Here is a 16369-nt window from a genome sequence, read left to right as displayed (position 1 = left end):
GCGATGGCTCCGAGCAGGATGTCGACGAGGAGAGGCGTTCGATCTCGCGTGAATCCGCGGTCGAATTGGGGTGGGCGTCGTCTGCGGGCCACACGGCTGCCCTGTGCAGGAGTGCGGGCGATGTCGCGGTCGTGCGGATGCTCTGCCAGTCTGGGCATTCCTGGGCCAAAAAGCAGCACCAGCACTCCGCCGGATGCGTGCACCAGCACAACGAGCAGGCTGCCGTGGTACCGCGGTAGGCCGTCCGCGATGTCCTGCGCACGTCGGGGCGCCCCTTGGACGATGTCACCCGTACCGATATGGGGGCCGGCTCGGTGCGGACTTCTTCGATGCGCGCATCCACGACGACAGCGGACAGCGGACAGCGCGGCGAAGGCGTCGGGGGCCGAGACCGACTCCGGACGTTTGCCTAGGTCATTGGGTATTTGGGGCCGGGGATTCCGAAGGCGGGTCGCCGCGTTGCGGGACACGAAAGTGGTATTGGGGGAGGGGAGCACTCGGCTTCGGTTGAAGCTGCCTGAAGTTGTCTCCGTGACACGGGCGGGCGGGGGGTGCCCGGAGCGCGGCTCGTCGCACGGGTCTCACGACCCCTGCGCAGACCTGATTTTGGTACGCAGGGATGCGGGGAGCCTCCGGAGTCCGCCGCGCGATGACGGTACCCGGCCACGGCGGTATGTCGTGAATCCGTAACGGCGCCGTCCGCTCCGCAACGAGCCATGTGATCGGCCCATCTGACCGATCAGCACGGCGCGTTGGGCGCCGAGTGACGGTGCGGGTCTCACTGATCGGTGGGGGCCCGTGAAAGGGGAAGTCCATGACCAGGACGATGGCGACCGGGCTGACGGCACGAGTGGGCCGGGCGGCGGTGATCGGCGCGCTGGGTCTGGCCTCGGTGGCGCTGGCCACTGCGCCGGCGTTCGCGAAGGGCAGTGTGGAGATCACCGCGCCGAAGACAGCCCAGGTCGGCAGGACCATCACCGTCACGGCCCACGGCGACGACGACAACGCCGGGTTCCTGCACCAGCTCTGCGTGGAGGAGAACGGTTTCGGCGAGGGGTGGCACCAGGAGACGTGCAGTACTCCCACCGTGGGCGATGCGAAGGTCACCGCCGCGGGTGCGTCGGCGCGCCGGGGCGACCTGCGATTTCGTGCGGTCCTGTACGGCCTGACGAGCAAGCACGACCAGAAGCCGGTTCACCAGCACACGTCGGCCGTGGTGACGGTGCACGTGCGCTGACCGCCCGCCCGACCTGTCTTCTCACCGACCGACCGCCCGAGTCGCCTGCCGACTGACCCCCGGCCCGGCGCCGGGCGGGATCGAGCTACGGGGGTCGCCGCGGTGCGGTCACCCCCGTAGCTCTGCGACCGGGACCGGGCGAGCCCGAGTCGCCCGGAGCCCCGCCCACGCACCGCTCACGGTGCCCGCGCGTGCCGGCCTCACGGCATGTGGAAGTCCTCGACGTCGAAGCCGGGGGCCACGACGCACGACACGAGCACCGGCTCGTCGCCGGCCGGTTCCGCGGACTGCCAGGCGCCGCCCGGCACCAGGAGCTGAGGACGTGCTCCGGATGCGATGTCCGGCCCGAGCACCATGGCGGACTCTTCCGCGGCAGTGGCCGAGGTCCCGCCGAGGCGGAGCGTCAGCGGGCCGCCCCGGTGCCACAGCCACAGTTCGTCCGAACGCACCCGATGCCAGCGGGACATTTCGCCGGGATGCAGAAGGTAGTAGATGCCGGTCGCGAAGGAGCGCGGCCCGGGGTATCCCTCCGGAACAGCGCTGGGTCCGGTCCGCCACGTCTCACGGAACCACCCGCCTTCCGGGTGCGGTTCGAGTCGGAGGAGGGTGACCAGATCGGAGATCTCACTCATGGGCAGACATCCTGGCGCACGGCGTGCTCGCTCACAACGGCGCCGCTCTGGCTCCACGCGATTGCAGCGGATCGGGCCGATCGGGCCGATTGGGTCCGGGTGGTCCGGGTGCGGCCCACTGCTTCGCCACCGGCGAAGCGGCCAAGGGTGTGGGATCAGTTGGCTGCGCAGGCTGCCAGCAACACCCGCGCGGCCTCGATCCTGAGGTTGTTCCTCAAGGAACAACCTCAGGCGGTGTGTCCGTGGCAGGCGGCCAGTACGGTCTGCACGGCGCTGCTGGTCCTTCCCCTGCCGGCTTGGTCGGCCCATAGGTGCGCGTCGTGCTCGGTGAGCGTGACCCGGTCGTTCGTGGTGGTCGCGGTGAAGTTGAACTGGCGGGTCTTCTTGCCGCTCTTCGACAGGTAGTCGAAGTGACCGAGGTAGCCGCCGACGCTCGTGATCGTCAGCCCGGTTTCTTCCTTGACTTCGCGGTGCAGGGCATCGAGCAGGTTTTCGTCGGGCTCGACGCCGCCGGAGGGGAGCTCCCACAGGCCGCCGAGGTAGTCGTCGGCGGTCCGGTGCAACAGGAGGATCAGGCCGTCGTGGTCGGTGATGACGGCACCGACGACGTGTTTGGTGATGCCGTCGGTGGCGGCTTGGTGTGTCAGGGCGTCCAGCAAGGCGGTGTCCACGGGTGCGTTCACGCGATGAGGTCCTTGTAGTGGCGGGCGACCTCGGAGATCGTCGCGGTGTAGGTGCCGGCGAGGTGGAGGTCCGTCGGTTTTCACAGGGCCAACTAGTCAGTGGCCGTCAGGTCATTTCTGTGGTCACCGGATCAGGATTCCTCCACGACGGACGCGTTCGGGGCCTGGGATGCACGGAGGGTTGGCCTGGTCAGTTAACGTCCCGCAACAAGACCATGCGCATGGACTCGATCAGCGTCTTGCGCGTCTCGTTGAAGGCACGACGGGCTGCGTCGCACTCCGGGTGCTCGTGTGTTCTTCCGGCGATGACGATGTCGGCCCAGGCGATCAGCCGGAGGCTGGTTGCGTCAGCAAGGTCGACAACCGTTTGCGGCGCTGAGAGCGCCACTTGGAAGCGTTGCGGGAAGACATCGTGATCGCCAAGCGCGGCGTGGGCTGCCTTTCGTCGGGCTGCAGTCGTGTCCAGACCTGCTCGACTGGCCTGCCAGATCTGCTCGCCGGCCTGCGAGACCGCGCTCAGGTAGTTGGCGCAGATGATCCGCAGTGCCTCGTGTTCGCGGTCATGGAGATTACGGTGCCATCGAACCCGCTCTCCGACCACACCGGCGCCGACGGCTATCAGGGCCCCGAGTACCGTGGCAACCAATGGGACCAACGAAGTCCACGCCATAGGCGGAACAATACGAACTCGGCGGGCTGCGCCGCAGGAGATTGCCGCGGCCTTGTTGGTGACCATCAGACTGATTCGATCGGTCCGAATCGCTGGCTCATCCCTCTCCGCCGGTGACGACTACTGTGCTTTGGCTCAGTTGTGCACGTGTGCCCCGAGACGATCCGGGCTGGAGCGAAGGGCGCTCGGGTCTGTCGCCCCGTCCGGATCCCGCCCGGCGCTTTGGCGCCAGGCGGAAGTCCTACCGCTGCCATCACCGCGCGGCGAAGCTTGAGCCATCGCCACCGGGGGACACTCGCAGCGGCGAACGGACCGAGCGCCACCGCGGAGCGCCGAACCGGCCCATGTCCCCTTCCCTCGCCCCTTGAAGGACAACGACCATGGTCCGCCTGTCCCTTGCCGTCGTCACCGCGGTTGCCGCCCTCGCCGCCGCCTGCTGCCTTCGGCCGCCGCCTGCTGCCTTCGGCCTCCGCCGGCACCGTCGCTGCTGCTCCCGGACGCTTCGGTGGCCACGACGAGCGGCTGCTCGAGAGCCAAGGCCGCATCGGTGCCGTTCATCTCCAGGTCCGCAGAAGCTGAGGCTGCACCCTGCGCAGCTCCCTGTCGTGGATGCGCCGACGGCGGAGGATGGCCACATCCCAGCGCTCCAGCGGGTCGGCCTGCCCGGTGTCGCAGAGTCCGTCGTCGTGACAGATCCGCAGGTGCAGTTCGCTGGGGTCACCCGGGAGGCGGGCGGGCTCGATCACCGGCGAAGACTGTCCAGCACGTGCCACGGCCGGGAATCGCCCGAGGGCTTGTAGGCCGCTTCGCCCAGGTGCAGGAGATCGACTTCCGGTCGCGTCGGGGCAGGTTCCAGACGAATGATCAAGAGTGTGGGGAGCCGAGAGTCACCTCATGCGTACCGTGCGTCGTGTCCGGGCGGGCCTCCGCCCGTGCCGGGACCGACGTTGAGGAGACCGCACGTGACCGACACCGCGAAGCCGCAGGAAGACGACCAGAATCTCAGGCGGGCGCTGTACACGACGGCCGGCGGCTGGAGTCCGGCCGTGGCCTTCGCCGATCACCTCAGTTTCGCCGCCCCCGTCCTCGCCGAGGTTGACGGCACGATCTACTGCGTCCACCGCGGCGCCCGCGAGGAGGGTGACGGCGACAAGGTCCTGCCCGTGCGGTGGACCTCCTTCACTCCCGCGTCCGTACGACCGTACGAGACCGCGCTGGACGAGGCCACCGCCGAACCGCTGCCCAAGGACGCCACCGAGGAGCAGACCACCGCCTGGCAGGCGAAGGTCCAGGCCGCGGCCGACGCACTGGACCAGGCACGCAGGTGGACGCCCGACGCCTACATACCCGGCGTCGAGAGCGCCGAGACGCCCGCCCTCGTCAACGACAAGGGCACGTTGCGCATGGTCTTCACCGGCACCGGTGGGTACTACACCCACGGCACGCCCCAGCTGTTCGAGACCGAACTCAGCCTGGTGGACGGCAAGCCCCGGTGGAGCCGCCCCAAGCCGGTCACCAGGCAAAGGTCCGCCCTCGCTCCGGCCCTGGCCGTCCTCGACGGCACGGTGCACCTGCTGTACGTGGACCTGTATGCGGACCGGCTCGTCCACCTGGTCAGGAACACCGAAGGGCGGTGGACCCACGTCCTCGACGACGGAGGGGATCCAATGGATACCCCTTACGTCGACTCCGAACGGCTGCGCCAGGAGTGGCAGGAGTCCACGGAGGGCATGCGGGCCAACCTGTCGCTGGCCGCCCACGACGGCAAGCTGCACCTGGTCCGTAACAGCTTCGGAATACTCCTCCCCGCCGTGTTCGACGGCAGTACCTGGACGGACGGCGACCACCTGCCCGGCCCCGTCCCGGTCGAGGAGGGCAAGGGGATCGACGCCGCCTTCTCGCTCCGCACCGCCGCGCTGGCGTCGTACGACGGCAAGCTGCACGCCGTCTACCCGTCCGCGCGGACCGACGCCGGGGACGCCCTGCGCCACTGCACGTGGACCGAGGAAGACGGCTGGACCCGTCCGGTCGTGCTGGAGGGCCACGACTCCAACAACACCCCCGCCCTGCTGAGCTTCAAGGAAGGGCCGTCCGAAGGGGCGCGGGAAGTACTGCTCCTGGTGCACCGGGGCATCGACCGGTACGTGCCGCCCGTGCCGCCGGTCCCGCCGGCGCCGCCGAGCATCGCGGACGTGGTCAGCAGGGGCAAGACCGTCACCGGCAAGACGGTGTCCGACCACGGCAGGGGCGCCTGGAGCCGGCTCCGCCACGACATCGCGCTGACCCCGGCCACCCTCAAGGACGGCAAGAAGGCCGTCATCGCCACTTGGGACGCGGTGGCCGAGTACTACTGGGGCTGGTGGTGGTACCGCGACGGCGGCACCCGGTTCTCGACGGTCCGGGTCAACGGCGGCACTCTGTGGATCAAGAAGCCGTCGGACAAGCACTTCCTGAAGTACGCCGACTTCGACGGCGGGGCGTTCTCGAAGGGACACCTCCGGGTGGACGTGCTGATCACCGATCTGGAGCCGGGGACCTACGAGATCTCGCTCAGCAGCTCCAACAGCAAGAAGACGGGCGGGTACTGGTGGGACGAGCACCTTTTCAACGGGCGTACGGACCGTGAGTACTGGACCGAGTTCGACCTGAGCCGCTGCACAGCCACCGTCACGATCTGACGGTGACGCGCCGTCAGCCCTGAGCATCCGATGCGTTGGCCAAGTCGCCCGCCAGTCAAGGACTTTGACTGTCCACGAAGTCGGGTAGATCCGTGGAGACGAGTTCCTCGGCGCCGTGGTCGAGCGTCCACTGCCACGCGTTGGAGCGCGGCAGCGTCGTCCGCTCATAGACGCGGACGGCGTCCGCGACCGTGTCGTTGTGCGCAATGACGAGGGCGAGTTCGCAGGCGTCGAGCATGGCAAGGTCGACGCCGACGCCGAGCGGCGGCACGAGGTGGGCGGCGTCCCCGACCAGCGAGACGGGCTTGGACCAGGTGGCGCATGTCGACCGCTGGAGCTTCCAAGGATGGGCCAGGCACGCAAATGCCCCGGACTATCGGGCCTTCGGTGTTGGAGGCGAGGACGCAGAGCTTTCCACTGGGCCCCGGCCGATGCGGCTGGGGCCCGGTGGTGTTCAGCGCCGGGGGCGGCCGGCGAGCCACCATGCGAGCAGTCCGCCGGGTACGGCGATGGCGGCGAAGGTGAGCAGCGAGGTGGCCAGGGCACTGCTGTCGGAGCGGAGTTGGTCGTGGAGGAGCATGCCGAGGAAGAAGACGATGATGGCGGTCAGCATCCCGATGACCGCTGGGCGTTTCATGCCGTTCGCCCCGAGGGGCCTCCCGCCTGCGGCAATTGCGGGTCTTATTGGCATGCGCCTCCAGACAAGAGGCACGTGTAGTAGTTGTTGAAGATGTGGGCGGGTTGGAGGATTACGTCCAACTCAATGTTGTCGTATTTCGACGTGTACGACGACGGGGGGACGGGATCACTGACTGGATGTGCCGTGCTCGCCAACGCGGCTGGTCCGGACAGCAGGGTTGCTCCTAGGGTCGCGGCGACAATCATTGCGTTGCGCAGCTTCATGACTCTTCCCTTTCGGATGGATGTATTTCGTGGACTACCTCTATAGGACGTGTGAGGCCGCAGGCCCGCACCTCCCCTTGCTCCATCTCGCCCATTTTCTGGAGTTTCCGGAGGGTATTCGGTCAGCGGCGGCGCCATCGACGAAGCCAGCGGGATCTCGATCGGCAGCGCCCCGACCCCTGCGGGATATTGACTTCCGCGACCGGTAACGGTATTCGGTGCCCACGAGCCACTACGGGGCTGTTGAGGCGATTTGGGATTGACCGGGGTGATCGCGAGGTGTCTCCGGCGGGTCAGCCTCAGCCTCAGACGCCGGGGGAGTGGGGGGCCTCGTACTGCGCTGTACCAGCAAGAAGAATCCCACCGGGCAAGAAGAAGATCCTGCGCTCGGTTACGGCCACCGCCCCCCCGTCACCGCTACAGACGACACACATCCCCGTAACGGCCGACGACACCAGTCGACACCGCACTCAAAAAGCCGGCGTGGAGCGGTCGTTCATTGGGGCCGTCCGCGCTTCGCTTCACCGGGGCGAGGAGTTTCTGTCATCCGAGGGGCGCGGTGGACCGTGGCGTGGCATCTGCGCCACGAACTGTGCGGATTCTCCCGCCGGCGGCCCGTGTACCTGTCAGGGATTGAGTCCTTCCACTGAAGTCGTGATCAGCGGCCGTGTAGGGCGGTGCATTTCGTGACAGACGGCCGCGCACGTGAACGCCGCATCGGGCCGCCGCAGGCACGTGCCGGTCGGGAAGCCGATGTGGTCGCCGAGGGCATGGGTAAGGACATGGCGTCGCACGAGCCACCCCGGCGGATGTCGTTCCCGTCGGGCTTCGAGCCCCGCCCCGCGCCGACTCGGGGCCGGGCGGGGCGGGGCGTGAAGCTCTTGGCGAGCGCCGCGTCTGCGGCGCTCGCCACCGGCACCGGTCACTCCCCCCGGGGGCTGGTCCCTGTCAGAGGGAGGTGATCTCCAGGGTGACCACGGAGTAGATGCTGGCGACGGTTCCCAGTCCGGCAGTGCAGGTCAGGACGTTCGTAGCAGGGCCGGTCTGGTCCATGGCCACGGTGTCGCCCTGGAATCGGCCGGAGCTCACCGTGCCGGTGAGTACCGACTCCAGGACCGCGCCGACCACGCTGGTGCTCACGTTCAGGGCGAGGGTGCTTGTCTCTCCGGTGTTCCAGTTGATCACCAGTGTCCGGGAGGCGCTGCCGAGCAGATCCGCGCAGGACCGGCTGCGCGGGGCGCTGTTGAGCGTGGCGGTGCCTGAGGTCACCTGGGGCGCCTCGCGGGAGGTGCAGGGGCCCAGTTCGAAGGAGATGGTGGCGCCGACCATCTGCGGGGTGTTCGTCAGCGGTGGGGTGTAGGTGGAGACGCCGCTGCTGGGCGGGATGCAGGTGAGATCAAGAACGCCGGCGGACGCCGCGACCGCGGTCGGGGAACTTGCCAGCAGGCTGTCGGCCAGCAGCAGGGACGAGGCCAGGATCGCGGCCGGCCGACTCCAATGGAGGCGGGGACGGAGGGGACGGGCAGCTGTCGCTCGGAACATGGGTGTCCTCTCGAGGAATGAGAGCCGCTTGCGCGCACCGCGAGGAGCCACGCCAAGTCACCACTGCCAGCTTGAGGTGTCTCGGCCGCGGACAACGCGGATACAGCATCCGGGCAGCCGCATCGCTGTGCCAGGGCGCGCGGGGGGCGCAACCGTGCGGACAGGCAGGCTCGTCGTGACCGAGCACCTGCAGCGAGCGGCACCTGCGGCGAGCGCTCGGGTACAGGCGTCGTTTCGAGGAGTTGGGTCACCCTGCTGCGGCCTGCCGCGTGGCGCTTGCTCGCGCGGCGGCTGCAGAAGAATCGCCGAACGGTGAGACCAAGCTGCAACGTCGCCTGGGTCGGGCGACGTTCGGATGTGAACCGCGCTCGCGCGGGGAATGCGCGCGACCTGTTTCGGCCGGCACGCCGGGCACCGGGGCGTTCGGCCGCGCGCCTCGGCCGGCAGTCCGAGAGCCGCCGCGATGAGCGCGCCCCTTTCCCGCCGCGCACCGGCCGACCGGGGGAACAGTGCTTCCTCCAGCGGAAGGGTCTGCCCCCCCGACCATGCGCGCTCGTCGGGGGCGGTGGGTCACCGGGTCATCTTGTCGGCGGACAGGTGACGATGAGCCAGAGGACCAGCGACCACAGGCTCACCGCTGCACCTGCGAAGCGTCCCCACGACCGTCCTGGGGCAGGCGCGGCGGAGTGCCGCGGGGCCGTATCGGCATGTGCGACGGGGACGCTTGCCGCCCGTGTCACGGCAGGGCGGCTGGACGGCGCGGGCGGCGGCTGGTCCGGGACCGTGGAGGGTTCGTTGGCCGGTCCGGCGTCGGAGGGGCATGGGTCGGCTGCCGCGGCCCGTGCGGGATGCGACCTGGCGGTACCCGCGGCAGTACTTGCATCGGTACGTGCGGCAGGCGGCTCGTGCGGAGGCACATCGGTGTGCGCGGAGACCGGAAGGGCGTGTTGGGCGAGGCCGGCCAGGAATCGCCCGTAGGCGGCTCCGCGCGGCCCGCGCGGAGCGCTGCGTCCGGCCTCCCAGCTGCCCACCGTCCCCGGCGTCACCCGGAACGCGGCGGCGACCTGCCGTGTGGTCAGCCCCCACTGCTCGCGCAGCCGTCGGCGCTCGGCCGGTGCGGGAAGGCGGTCGGGCCTGACCGGGCGGGCGGCTCGGGCGGCGGGAACGGCAGGACGCGACATCATCTGATGGTCTGTCATGTACGTAGGACAAGCTGCGTTGACGGCTGTGTTGTCGGCGGGCCCGGATTCACCCGATCGGCGTGGGGCTCGGGTTGAGATCGAGTGAGTGCAGTGGTTGCTGGTGAGCCCGGAGCCGGAGCCGGAGCCGGAGCCGGGGCCCGGGCTCGGAGCGGGTGCCGGTGCCGGTGATCGTCAGGGCAGCGCCTGTGGGGAGACCGACGCCCCGGCACGGCGATGGGGGTACGCCGCACCAGGGGCGCCGTGGGCCGGATCGGCAGTCGTGGAGCCTGGCCTCAGACGATGCCGGTGATTGTCACCTTTACCGCGGCACCGTGGCCGGCGGTGGCGCCGTCCGCCTGGAGATGGGCCAGGATCGCGGAGCGCGTTGCGCGGGTGACGTCACAGGCCCGGTACCCCGCGAGCGTGACGATCCGTGCCTCGATCTCCCACGGGCCGGCCCCGTTGCGGCGTGAGACCCGTAGTGCGCCCCTGGGTGGGCCGCTCTGCCGAGGGTCTTGGAACGCCGAGCGCAGCCGGCCCGTGATGCCGGGAGCGAGGAAGGCGACGCCGGGGACGGCGCGCACGATGTGCGCGAGGGTGTCACCGAGGGCGGTCGGGGTCACGGTGCGATGCCTTTCTCGCTGTCGTCCGGTTCGTCGGCGAAGCCGACGACGTGGACGTCGATGCCGGTGATCTCCAGGCCGAGCCTGTGGTCGGCCCATGCTCCGACTTCCCGGCGGACCTCGTCGGCCAGCATCGGAAGACTGGGTGCGGTTGTGGGCGCCAGGATGTGGAGGCTGATGGCGACGCGGCCGGGCCGGTCGGGCTCCGGCGTGATCCGGCACGAGCCGGAGCGGACACCGGGTACCCGTTCGGCCGCGGTGCGCAGGACGCGGGCGGCGGCCGATTCCATGAGCCACATGTCTTCGTCCGGGGCTCCCAGGGGCAGCGGGTGGCCGGGGCGCAGTTCGAGGCGGACGACGTTCATCACGCGCTCGGTCAGCGGTGCGGGGTCGTAGCCGGAGGCGTTCTCGGTGTCGTCGCGCAACCGGCGCACAGCCGTCTCGAGCTGTTCCAGTTCGGCCACGGCACTGGTGCAGTCGGCGCAGTCCGCCCGATGAGGGTCGGCCGTGCCTTCTTCCCAGTCCGCCCAGACCTGGGACAGCAGACGCCCGCACGGCAGGCGTTCGTCGTCCGGGTCGTGCGGAGGGGGTGTGTCGGGCGGATGGATGCGTGTGGTCATCGCCAGGCCCCCAAGGCTTCGGTGAGGTGTCGTCGGGCACGGAAGACGCGGGCGCGGACGGCTTGTTCAGTGATGCCGACCGTGTCCGCGATGAATGCGTAGGGCTGTTCGTCCAATTCTCTCAGCACCCAGCAGGTGCGCTGCTCGGCCGAGAGGCCCGCGAGCGCGTCGTGGAGCTCCACGATCGCGGCTCGGCCTTCGGTGATCCGGTCGGGAGCCACGCTGTGTTCCGGAGCCGGGATCTGGGAGGCGGCTTCCAGCTGCGACTGGGGTTTGCGGGTGCGCAGAATGTTGAGGCACCGGTTGGTGACGATGCGGTAGAGCCAGGTGCCGAAGGAGGACTGGCCGCGGAATTCCGGGAGCTTGCGCCAGGCGCTGATAAAGGCGTCCTGAACCGCGTCCTCCGCCTCGGTCCGGTCCTGCACCAGCCGGGTCGCCAGGCGTACCAGTGCAGGCGCGTGACGCCGGACGAGCACGGCAAAGGCCTCTTCGTCGCCCTCGCCCGCGCGCACCGTCAGCAGGGCGTCGTCCGGCCCGGCATCCTCCTCCGGTGCCCAGGTCGGTGTGCGGTTCCCCGGCACGGGCAACTCCCCTCTTGACGATCGCTCTGTCGGTTGGACACTTCGACTGGTCCCTCTGTTACGCACAGGTCCGGAACCGCGTGCCACACGTGCCGCCCGGGGCGGTCACCCCCGAGGCGGTCACCCCCTGGGTGACAGCACGTTCCCTCACGTGCCCGCAGATGCCCCGCCGACGCACCGACGAGCCGGGCACGGGGAGCACGGCTTTGCCGAACGGGCCGAGATTTCTCGAAATGGTCCGTCACAGAAGGCGTTCAGCGGTGTCCGAACCAGTGAAAGCATCTCGGCGCTGCCCTCGCGGCGCCCAAGGAAGGGACGAACGCCATGACCACCCAGCAGCTGATCCCCTCGTCGAAGAGCTCCTCCTCCCCGAAGCCGGGCGCGACGGGCGCCGGCACGACCGATGTCTCTCTGGGCAAGTCCGGTGTGGACGAGCCGGCCGCCTCGCGGGGCAGGACGTCCATCGCCGATGTCGTGGTCGTGAAGGTGGCGGGCATCGCGGCGCGGGAGATCCCCGGTGTCCACGACATGGGCGGCGGCCTGTCCCGCACGCTCGGTGCAGTCCGCGACCGGGTCCCCGGTGGCCGCCCGAACGTCGGCCGGGGCGTGAAGGTGGAAGTCGGTGAGCGGCAGACCGCCATCGATCTCGACCTCGTGGTCGAGTACGGGGTCTCGATCACGGACGTCGCGGCCGACGTGCGCGAGAACGTCGTCGCGGCCGTCGAGCGGATCACGGGCCTGGAGGTGGTGGAGGTCAACATCGCCATCAACGACGTGCACCTGCCCGAGGACGACAACCACGACGTATCCGGCGAATCCCGGGTCGAGTAACCCGTTTCTGTCGCTGGATTTCAGGGACAACGGCCGGGCCCGGTGCGGGCCTTGGGCAAGAGGTGGGGAGAGATGAGCAGATCCTTCATCGGAATGGTGGCGGGGATCGCCCTGGCGTTCGCCGCGTACTTCGGCGGCTTCGTCGCCTTCGTACTGGTCGCCGTCCTGGGCGCGGCCGGATACGCGGTCGGAGCCTGGCTCGACGGCGGTGGCCGTGCGATAGAGCTGCGGGAGATGTTCGAACGGAACCGTCGATGACGGCGGCCGCCGCACGTGGGTCGACCACCATCGCGGACAAAGCCGTACGGAAGATCGCCGAACGGGCGGCTCAGGAGGCGCTCGCCGCTCCGACGGCCGACAGGCCGAGGGGCTCCGCCGCGGTCGACGGGCGCCGGGCGACCGTGGCGCTCCGGGTCGCGCTGCCCTATCCCGCCGCACTGTCGGACACGGCACGGCGCATGCAGGAGCACGTGGCTGCCCGCACCCGCCACCTGACGGGACTTGACGTGGCGCCGCCCCGGCTGACCGTCACCCGGCTCGAAGCCCGGAACGCGGCCCCGGAACCAGCGGCCCAAGAGGCCTCGAAGACGGGATCTTCACGGCGGCGCTGGTGGTCGGCACGCCGGGTCCCGGCGGCCGGCCTGATCCTGCTGGCCGGGGCGGCCTGCGCGGCCGTGACCATCGACGTCATCCGGGTCCACACCACCGGCCAAGGTGCCGGTGCCTGGCGCGCGAGCGCGGTGGACCGGCTGGCCGGGCTCCGCGTGGACAACGTGGGCGTGACCGTCGCCGCGCTGGCCGCGGCGGCCCTCGGGGTGGTGTCGCTGGTACTGGCGTTCACCCCCGGGCGCCGCCGGCTGCTGGCCCTCGCCACCGACAGCGCATGTCAGAGCGTCGTCATCGACCGGTTCACCGTCGCCACGCTCGTCCGGGATGCCGTGGGCTGCGTGGACGGAGTCGAAGAGGTGCGTGTCCGCGTACGGCGACGGCGCATCACGGTGAAAGCTCGCCTGGCCTTCGGCGACCAGGAGAGCGCCCAGCGCCGGTCGGTGTCCGCCGCCGAGCGGGCCCTCGACCGCTGCCGCCTTCGCCGTAGCCTCCGCTGCTCAGTGACCGTCCGGCCCACACCGGCCTGGCAGGCACCCCACCCCGACAGCAGCGACCCAGTCGCGGTCGACGAGAAAGGACGTACGGCATGACCTCGGCCCGTGCAGCCGCCAACCGGAGCGTCCTGGCCGCGGCCGGACTCGCCCTGCTGGGCGGCGGGATCTGGCTGGCCACCGCCCGAGCCTCGATCGCCGACAGGCTCCCCGGCGGCTGGCCGGCCCCCGCCCCCGACGCCGTACTGCTCGACCGGGGGACCCTGGCGGATCTTCGCGCCCGGGACTGGTGGACACCTGCCGTCATCACCGCCGGAGTGCTCGCCACCGTACTGCTGGCCTGGTGGCTCTTCGGGCAGATCCACCCGCGTCACCGCGCCCGCCTGCAACTCGCCTCACCCCACGGCACGTTGCGCACCCGCGCCTTCCAGGAGGCACTGGCCGAGCGCGCCGTGACCATCGACGGCATCAGTCGATGCCGTGCCCGCCTGTACGTCCGCCGCCGGCGTCTCCAACTGCACCTTCGGGTATGGCTGGACGCCGGCACCGCACCCGGCACCGTCATCGAGCAGCTCGCAGCCGTGTCCCGCGAAGCCGGGCCCGCAGCCGCCCCCTACGAGATCGACACCTTCCTGCGCATGAACCACGTCACCCACCGGGTCCCGCATGTCCGATGAGCCCCGCCCCCCGTCCGGTCAGGACGCATGCCCCAACACCGCCTCCCCGTACGCCAGTTGGTGGCCTGCCCTGCGGCGCACCCCGGTGACCATGTGGAACGACGACGTCACCGACTACGCGGCAGCCCTGACCTACTACGCCATCCTGGCCGTCCTGCCGGCCCTGCTCGTGACGGCCCTGGCGTTCGGGCTCATCAGCCCACCGGCCGCCGAGCAGTTCATCGCCGGGATCACCCACTACGCTCCGGGCCAGTCCGGCCCCGAACTCCACGGCCTGCTGGCCCACACGGCGCAAGAACAGTCCGCCGCCTGGACACTGGTCGCCGCAGGCCTCACCAGCGCGGTCTGGTCCTCCTGCAGCTACCTCGCGGTCTTCCGCCGCGCCCTGCACGCCATGCACCGCATCCCCGACAGGCGCTCGCCCTGGCGAAAGGCCCACCGCATCGTCGCCACCGCGCTGATCCTGCTCGCCCTCCTCGGGATCTGCGCACTCGTCCTCATCCTCAGCGGACCCGTCGCCCAGGACGTCGGCCACCTGCTGCACGTCGACAGCGAAGTGCCGCTCGTATGGAGCCTGGTCCGCTGGCCACTCCTGCTGACCCTGGTCGCCCTGCTCGTGGTCGTGGTCTTCCACACCGGGCCGCCGTCCGCCCACCGACGCCGCAACAGCCTGCCCGGCGGAATGCTGGCGGCAGCCCTGTGGCTGACCGTCTCCGCCGGATTCGCCCTGTACACGTCCGTCCTGGGCACCTACAGCCGCCTCTACGGCTCCCTCGCCGGGATCGTCGTCTTCCTGATCTGGCTCTGGCTGTCCAACCTCGCGCTGCTCACCGGCGCACAGTTCGCCGCCGAACTCCACAAGGCGACCGCGAACGGCCAGTCCACCGCGGCCCGCCCGCCCCGACCGACGAGCACGCAACCCCGCGCAGCGCGCACAGTTCCGGACGAGGGCCCGCAGCACCCCACGACCACCCGGACATAAGGGACCAGGTGGGAGCGGCGGGTGTGATGCGAGACGCATCCAGGAAATTCTGTGCGATGCGGCGCCGACGCTGCCACATGCCTTGTACGCAACAGGCACGGCACCACAACTCGTCCAGGCGGGGGACTGCTCTGCACGCGCGGGCGTACACGCATGCCAGTCGACGCCGATGTGGACACTGGTGAAATCGACCCGGGCGGCGGCCCGGACACCGACTTCGAGTCCGAGCTCTTGTCCGGCCTCACGGATCAGGAGGGAAACAATCCGGTGGGAGACCGACCTGGAGGTCCACCTGTGCGGCGACACCATCGATGGCGACCGCGGTGACGATTCCGGCCATCGCGTTAGGGACGGAGGTGGTAGCCCCTCAGCCCCCTCGGCATTCTTCTGCGCGTATTGGGCGCAGAACGCTGCGAGGTCTGCGCCGGTGACCTTGCATCTGCCGTCCTCGCGAACGGTGGGCAAACGAGCCGCGTCCGCCCAGCGGCATGCCGTATCAGGGCTGACGCGGAGAATCGGGCCGCCTCGCCGATTTGCGTACTACTGCACCCGGCCAGCCTACGGAGGCCCGTTGCACTGGCGGGCCAGCCGTTCACCGAGAGGGTTGCGCGGCACGCCTGGTGGAGCGGACTCACCCAGGACTTCACCGGTCGGGCTGGGCGCCTCGGCCTCCCACCGCCCGCCTCAGGCCGGCTCTCCCCGGCGCTGATCGCCTACGCCGACCGCAGCTACACCCGCTTCCCCGCCGCCCCAGCTACGGCCCCCGATCACCCCCGCACAGGTCGACCTCTACGCGGTCGGCGTGCACTGGGCACATCGGTGACGCCGGGGCCGGCCTGGGGGCCGGGCGCGCCTCCACGAGCGGCAGTTCCACACGCCCGGGACGCAAGGCCCGCATGCACACCGACCTCACTCCTGGCTTCCTCATGCGCAATTGGCCTGAACAGACCGCGGCCGAACTGCTTGCCGCTTTGCGCGTGTCGACCGTGGCGATCCGTGAACGCCCCGCGATCCGGCAGGTCGACACTGAGCTCGGGCAGCGCCATAGGCGCACGATCGGCGTCCGTGAACTCCTCACGGTGGCAGGCGCCCCCGCCTAACCTCTCCCGCTTTGCTGCAGACCCGGGTCACCTTGATTGACCCGCTTCTTTCCGTAGCCCATGCTCCTCGCTTCAGCTTGTCGTTTGGCCAATGGTGTTCGCCGGGGACGTGGCCATGGTGATCTGGGCGGTCCAAGACCCGGGGTCCTGGGGCGGATCCCAGATCACGTCGACGCGCGCCTTGTGGAAGTCGTGCGCGAGTCCCACCACCATGGCCGCTGCGGCGGCCTGTGCCTCGGCTGGGTCGGCGGTGACCGGAACGTCGGTGAGGCTCCCGCAATGAGCTTCAGCCAACTTGAAGCCGCTGGTCAAAGGGTTGGCGTGACAGC

The 16369-nt window shown here is 69.9% G+C and carries 19 protein-coding genes and 1 pseudogene; 8 read left to right on the top strand and 12 right to left on the bottom strand.

The annotated features are described in order from the left end of the window. The first annotated feature begins 814 nt into the window (after window positions 1-814). Complete coding sequence (locus IE267_RS07610; RefSeq protein ID WP_189762544.1) at window positions 815-1237, top strand: hypothetical protein; 423 nt, start codon at window positions 815-817, stop codon at window positions 1235-1237. Window positions 1238-1437: 200 nt separating this feature from the next. On the opposite strand, the gene IE267_RS07605 is transcribed toward IE267_RS07610, so the two are convergent. From IE267_RS07605 to IE267_RS07590, 4 genes are all read right to left on the bottom strand, one after another. Continuing rightward, a complete protein-coding gene (locus IE267_RS07605) occupies window positions 1438-1869 on the bottom strand; it encodes a cupin domain-containing protein (protein ID WP_189762543.1) in 432 nt (143 codons plus the stop codon). A gap of 227 nt (window positions 1870-2096) precedes the next feature. Continuing rightward, window positions 2097-2552 (bottom strand): NUDIX hydrolase, encoded by a 456-nt coding sequence (locus tag IE267_RS07600; RefSeq protein WP_189762542.1) that lies wholly within the window; start codon window positions 2550-2552, stop codon window positions 2097-2099. 190 nt (window positions 2553-2742) lie between these two features. Continuing rightward, entirely contained in the window at window positions 2743-3288 is a 546-nt protein-coding gene (locus IE267_RS07595) for a hypothetical protein (RefSeq protein ID WP_189762541.1), read from the bottom strand. A gap of 488 nt (window positions 3289-3776) precedes the next feature. Beyond that, window positions 3777-3968 (bottom strand): hypothetical protein, encoded by a 192-nt coding sequence (locus IE267_RS07590; protein WP_189762540.1) that lies wholly within the window; start codon window positions 3966-3968, stop codon window positions 3777-3779. A gap of 216 nt (window positions 3969-4184) precedes the next feature. Between IE267_RS07590 and IE267_RS07585 the strand changes: the two genes are divergently transcribed. Next, window positions 4185-5900, top strand: a complete 1716-nt coding sequence (locus IE267_RS07585) for a hypothetical protein (protein WP_189762539.1) — start codon at window positions 4185-4187, stop codon at window positions 5898-5900. A gap of 55 nt (window positions 5901-5955) precedes the next feature. Here IE267_RS07585 and IE267_RS07580 read toward each other — a convergent pair whose 3' ends face one another. The 6 genes from IE267_RS07580 to IE267_RS07550 all read right to left on the bottom strand — a co-directional run bounded on the left by IE267_RS07580 (window position 5956) and on the right by IE267_RS07550 (window position 11350). Further along, the gene (locus IE267_RS07580; protein ID WP_189762984.1) at window positions 5956-6255 is read right to left on the bottom strand and encodes an FAD-dependent oxidoreductase; all 300 of its coding nucleotides are present in this window, start codon (window positions 6253-6255) and stop codon (window positions 5956-5958) included. Window positions 6256-6354: 99 nt separating this feature from the next. Further along, window positions 6355-6537 (bottom strand): hypothetical protein, encoded by a 183-nt coding sequence (locus IE267_RS07575; RefSeq protein ID WP_189762538.1) that lies wholly within the window; start codon window positions 6535-6537, stop codon window positions 6355-6357. Window positions 6538-7751: 1214 nt separating this feature from the next. Next, on the bottom strand, window positions 7752-8345 hold the full coding sequence (locus IE267_RS07565) for a hypothetical protein (protein WP_189762536.1): 594 nt from the start codon (window positions 8343-8345) through the stop codon (window positions 7752-7754). Window positions 8346-9819: 1474 nt separating this feature from the next. Next, entirely contained in the window at window positions 9820-10149 is a 330-nt protein-coding gene (locus IE267_RS07560; protein ID WP_189762535.1) for an Asp23/Gls24 family envelope stress response protein, read from the bottom strand. Then, window positions 10146-10769 carry an Asp23/Gls24 family envelope stress response protein gene (locus IE267_RS07555; protein ID WP_189762534.1) on the bottom strand — a complete coding sequence of 208 codons (624 nt, stop codon included), beginning with the start codon at window positions 10767-10769 and terminating at the stop codon, window positions 10146-10148. Before IE267_RS07555 ends, IE267_RS07560 begins: the two co-directional genes overlap by 4 nt. Then, window positions 10766-11350, bottom strand: coding sequence for an RNA polymerase sigma factor (locus tag IE267_RS07550; RefSeq protein ID WP_167161541.1), 585 nt, complete (start codon window positions 11348-11350; stop codon window positions 10766-10768). The genes IE267_RS07555 and IE267_RS07550 overlap by 4 nt, the downstream gene beginning before the upstream one ends. Before the next feature lie 324 nt (window positions 11351-11674). On the opposite strand from IE267_RS07550, the gene IE267_RS07545 reads away from it, so the two are divergent. The 5 genes from IE267_RS07545 (at window position 11675) to IE267_RS07525 (ending at window position 14940) form a co-directional block, all read left to right on the top strand. Next, entirely contained in the window at window positions 11675-12181 is a 507-nt protein-coding gene (locus IE267_RS07545) for an Asp23/Gls24 family envelope stress response protein (protein ID WP_167161544.1), read from the top strand. 72 nt (window positions 12182-12253) lie between these two features. Then, window positions 12254-12439, top strand: coding sequence for a hypothetical protein (locus tag IE267_RS07540; protein ID WP_167161546.1), 186 nt, complete (start codon window positions 12254-12256; stop codon window positions 12437-12439). Continuing rightward, window positions 12436-13380, top strand: coding sequence for a DUF6286 domain-containing Asp23/Gls24 family envelope stress response protein (locus IE267_RS07535; RefSeq protein WP_189762533.1), 945 nt, complete (start codon window positions 12436-12438; stop codon window positions 13378-13380). Before IE267_RS07540 ends, IE267_RS07535 begins: the two co-directional genes overlap by 4 nt. Next, window positions 13377-13958 carry a hypothetical protein gene (locus IE267_RS07530; RefSeq protein ID WP_189762532.1) on the top strand — a complete coding sequence of 194 codons (582 nt, stop codon included), beginning with the start codon at window positions 13377-13379 and terminating at the stop codon, window positions 13956-13958. Before IE267_RS07535 ends, IE267_RS07530 begins: the two co-directional genes overlap by 4 nt. Then, window positions 13948-14940 carry a YihY/virulence factor BrkB family protein gene (locus IE267_RS07525; RefSeq protein ID WP_373304490.1) on the top strand — a complete coding sequence of 331 codons (993 nt, stop codon included), beginning with the start codon at window positions 13948-13950 and terminating at the stop codon, window positions 14938-14940. The genes IE267_RS07530 and IE267_RS07525 overlap by 11 nt, the downstream gene beginning before the upstream one ends. A 168-nt stretch (window positions 14941-15108) precedes the next feature. On the opposite strand, the pseudogene IE267_RS40375 reads toward IE267_RS07525, so the two are convergent. Next, window positions 15109-15497 (bottom strand): annotated as a pseudogene (locus IE267_RS40375) (TOBE domain-containing protein); the annotation flags it as partial. Window positions 15498-15836: 339 nt separating this feature from the next. Here IE267_RS40375 and IE267_RS07520 point away from each other — a divergent pair. After that, a complete protein-coding gene (locus tag IE267_RS07520) occupies window positions 15837-16040 on the top strand; it encodes a hypothetical protein (RefSeq protein WP_189762531.1) in 204 nt (67 codons plus the stop codon). Between the two features lie 72 nt (window positions 16041-16112). On the opposite strand, the gene IE267_RS07515 is transcribed toward IE267_RS07520, so the two are convergent. Further along, window positions 16113-16334, bottom strand: a complete 222-nt coding sequence (locus tag IE267_RS07515; RefSeq protein ID WP_189762530.1) for a hypothetical protein — start codon at window positions 16332-16334, stop codon at window positions 16113-16115. Window positions 16335-16369: the final 35 nt, after the last annotated feature.

The sequence above is a fragment of the Streptomyces xanthochromogenes genome, assembly GCF_014650455.1.
Taxonomy (GTDB): Bacteria; Actinomycetota; Actinomycetes; order Streptomycetales; family Streptomycetaceae; genus Streptomyces; species Streptomyces xanthochromogenes.
The sequence above is the reverse complement of the archived record's forward strand: the minus strand, read 5'-3'. Positions and strand labels throughout refer to the sequence as shown.

Excerpts from the sequence above, each read along its gene's own strand:
- IE267_RS07610 (WP_189762544.1), top strand. The coding sequence starts at position 815 with ATGACCAGGACGATGGCGACCGGGCTGACGGCACGAGTGGGCCGGGCG.
- IE267_RS07605 (WP_189762543.1), bottom strand. The coding sequence starts at position 1,869 with ATGAGTGAGATCTCCGATCTGGTCACCCTCCTCCGACTCGAACCGCAC.
- IE267_RS07595 (WP_189762541.1), bottom strand. The coding sequence starts at position 3,288 with ATGGTCACCAACAAGGCCGCGGCAATCTCCTGCGGCGCAGCCCGCCGA.
- IE267_RS07575 (WP_189762538.1), bottom strand. The coding sequence starts at position 6,537 with ATGAAACGCCCAGCGGTCATCGGGATGCTGACCGCCATCATCGTCTTC.
- IE267_RS07565 (WP_189762536.1), bottom strand. The coding sequence starts at position 8,345 with ATGTTCCGAGCGACAGCTGCCCGTCCCCTCCGTCCCCGCCTCCATTGG.
- IE267_RS07555 (WP_189762534.1), bottom strand. The coding sequence starts at position 10,769 with ATGACCACACGCATCCATCCGCCCGACACACCCCCTCCGCACGACCCG.
- IE267_RS07545 (WP_167161544.1), top strand. The coding sequence starts at position 11,675 with ATGACCACCCAGCAGCTGATCCCCTCGTCGAAGAGCTCCTCCTCCCCG.
- IE267_RS07540 (WP_167161546.1), top strand. The coding sequence starts at position 12,254 with ATGAGCAGATCCTTCATCGGAATGGTGGCGGGGATCGCCCTGGCGTTC.
- IE267_RS07535 (WP_189762533.1), top strand. The coding sequence starts at position 12,436 with ATGACGGCGGCCGCCGCACGTGGGTCGACCACCATCGCGGACAAAGCC.
- IE267_RS07530 (WP_189762532.1), top strand. The coding sequence starts at position 13,377 with ATGACCTCGGCCCGTGCAGCCGCCAACCGGAGCGTCCTGGCCGCGGCC.
- IE267_RS07525 (WP_373304490.1), top strand. The coding sequence starts at position 13,948 with ATGTCCGATGAGCCCCGCCCCCCGTCCGGTCAGGACGCATGCCCCAAC.
- IE267_RS07520 (WP_189762531.1), top strand. The coding sequence starts at position 15,837 with ATGCACACCGACCTCACTCCTGGCTTCCTCATGCGCAATTGGCCTGAA.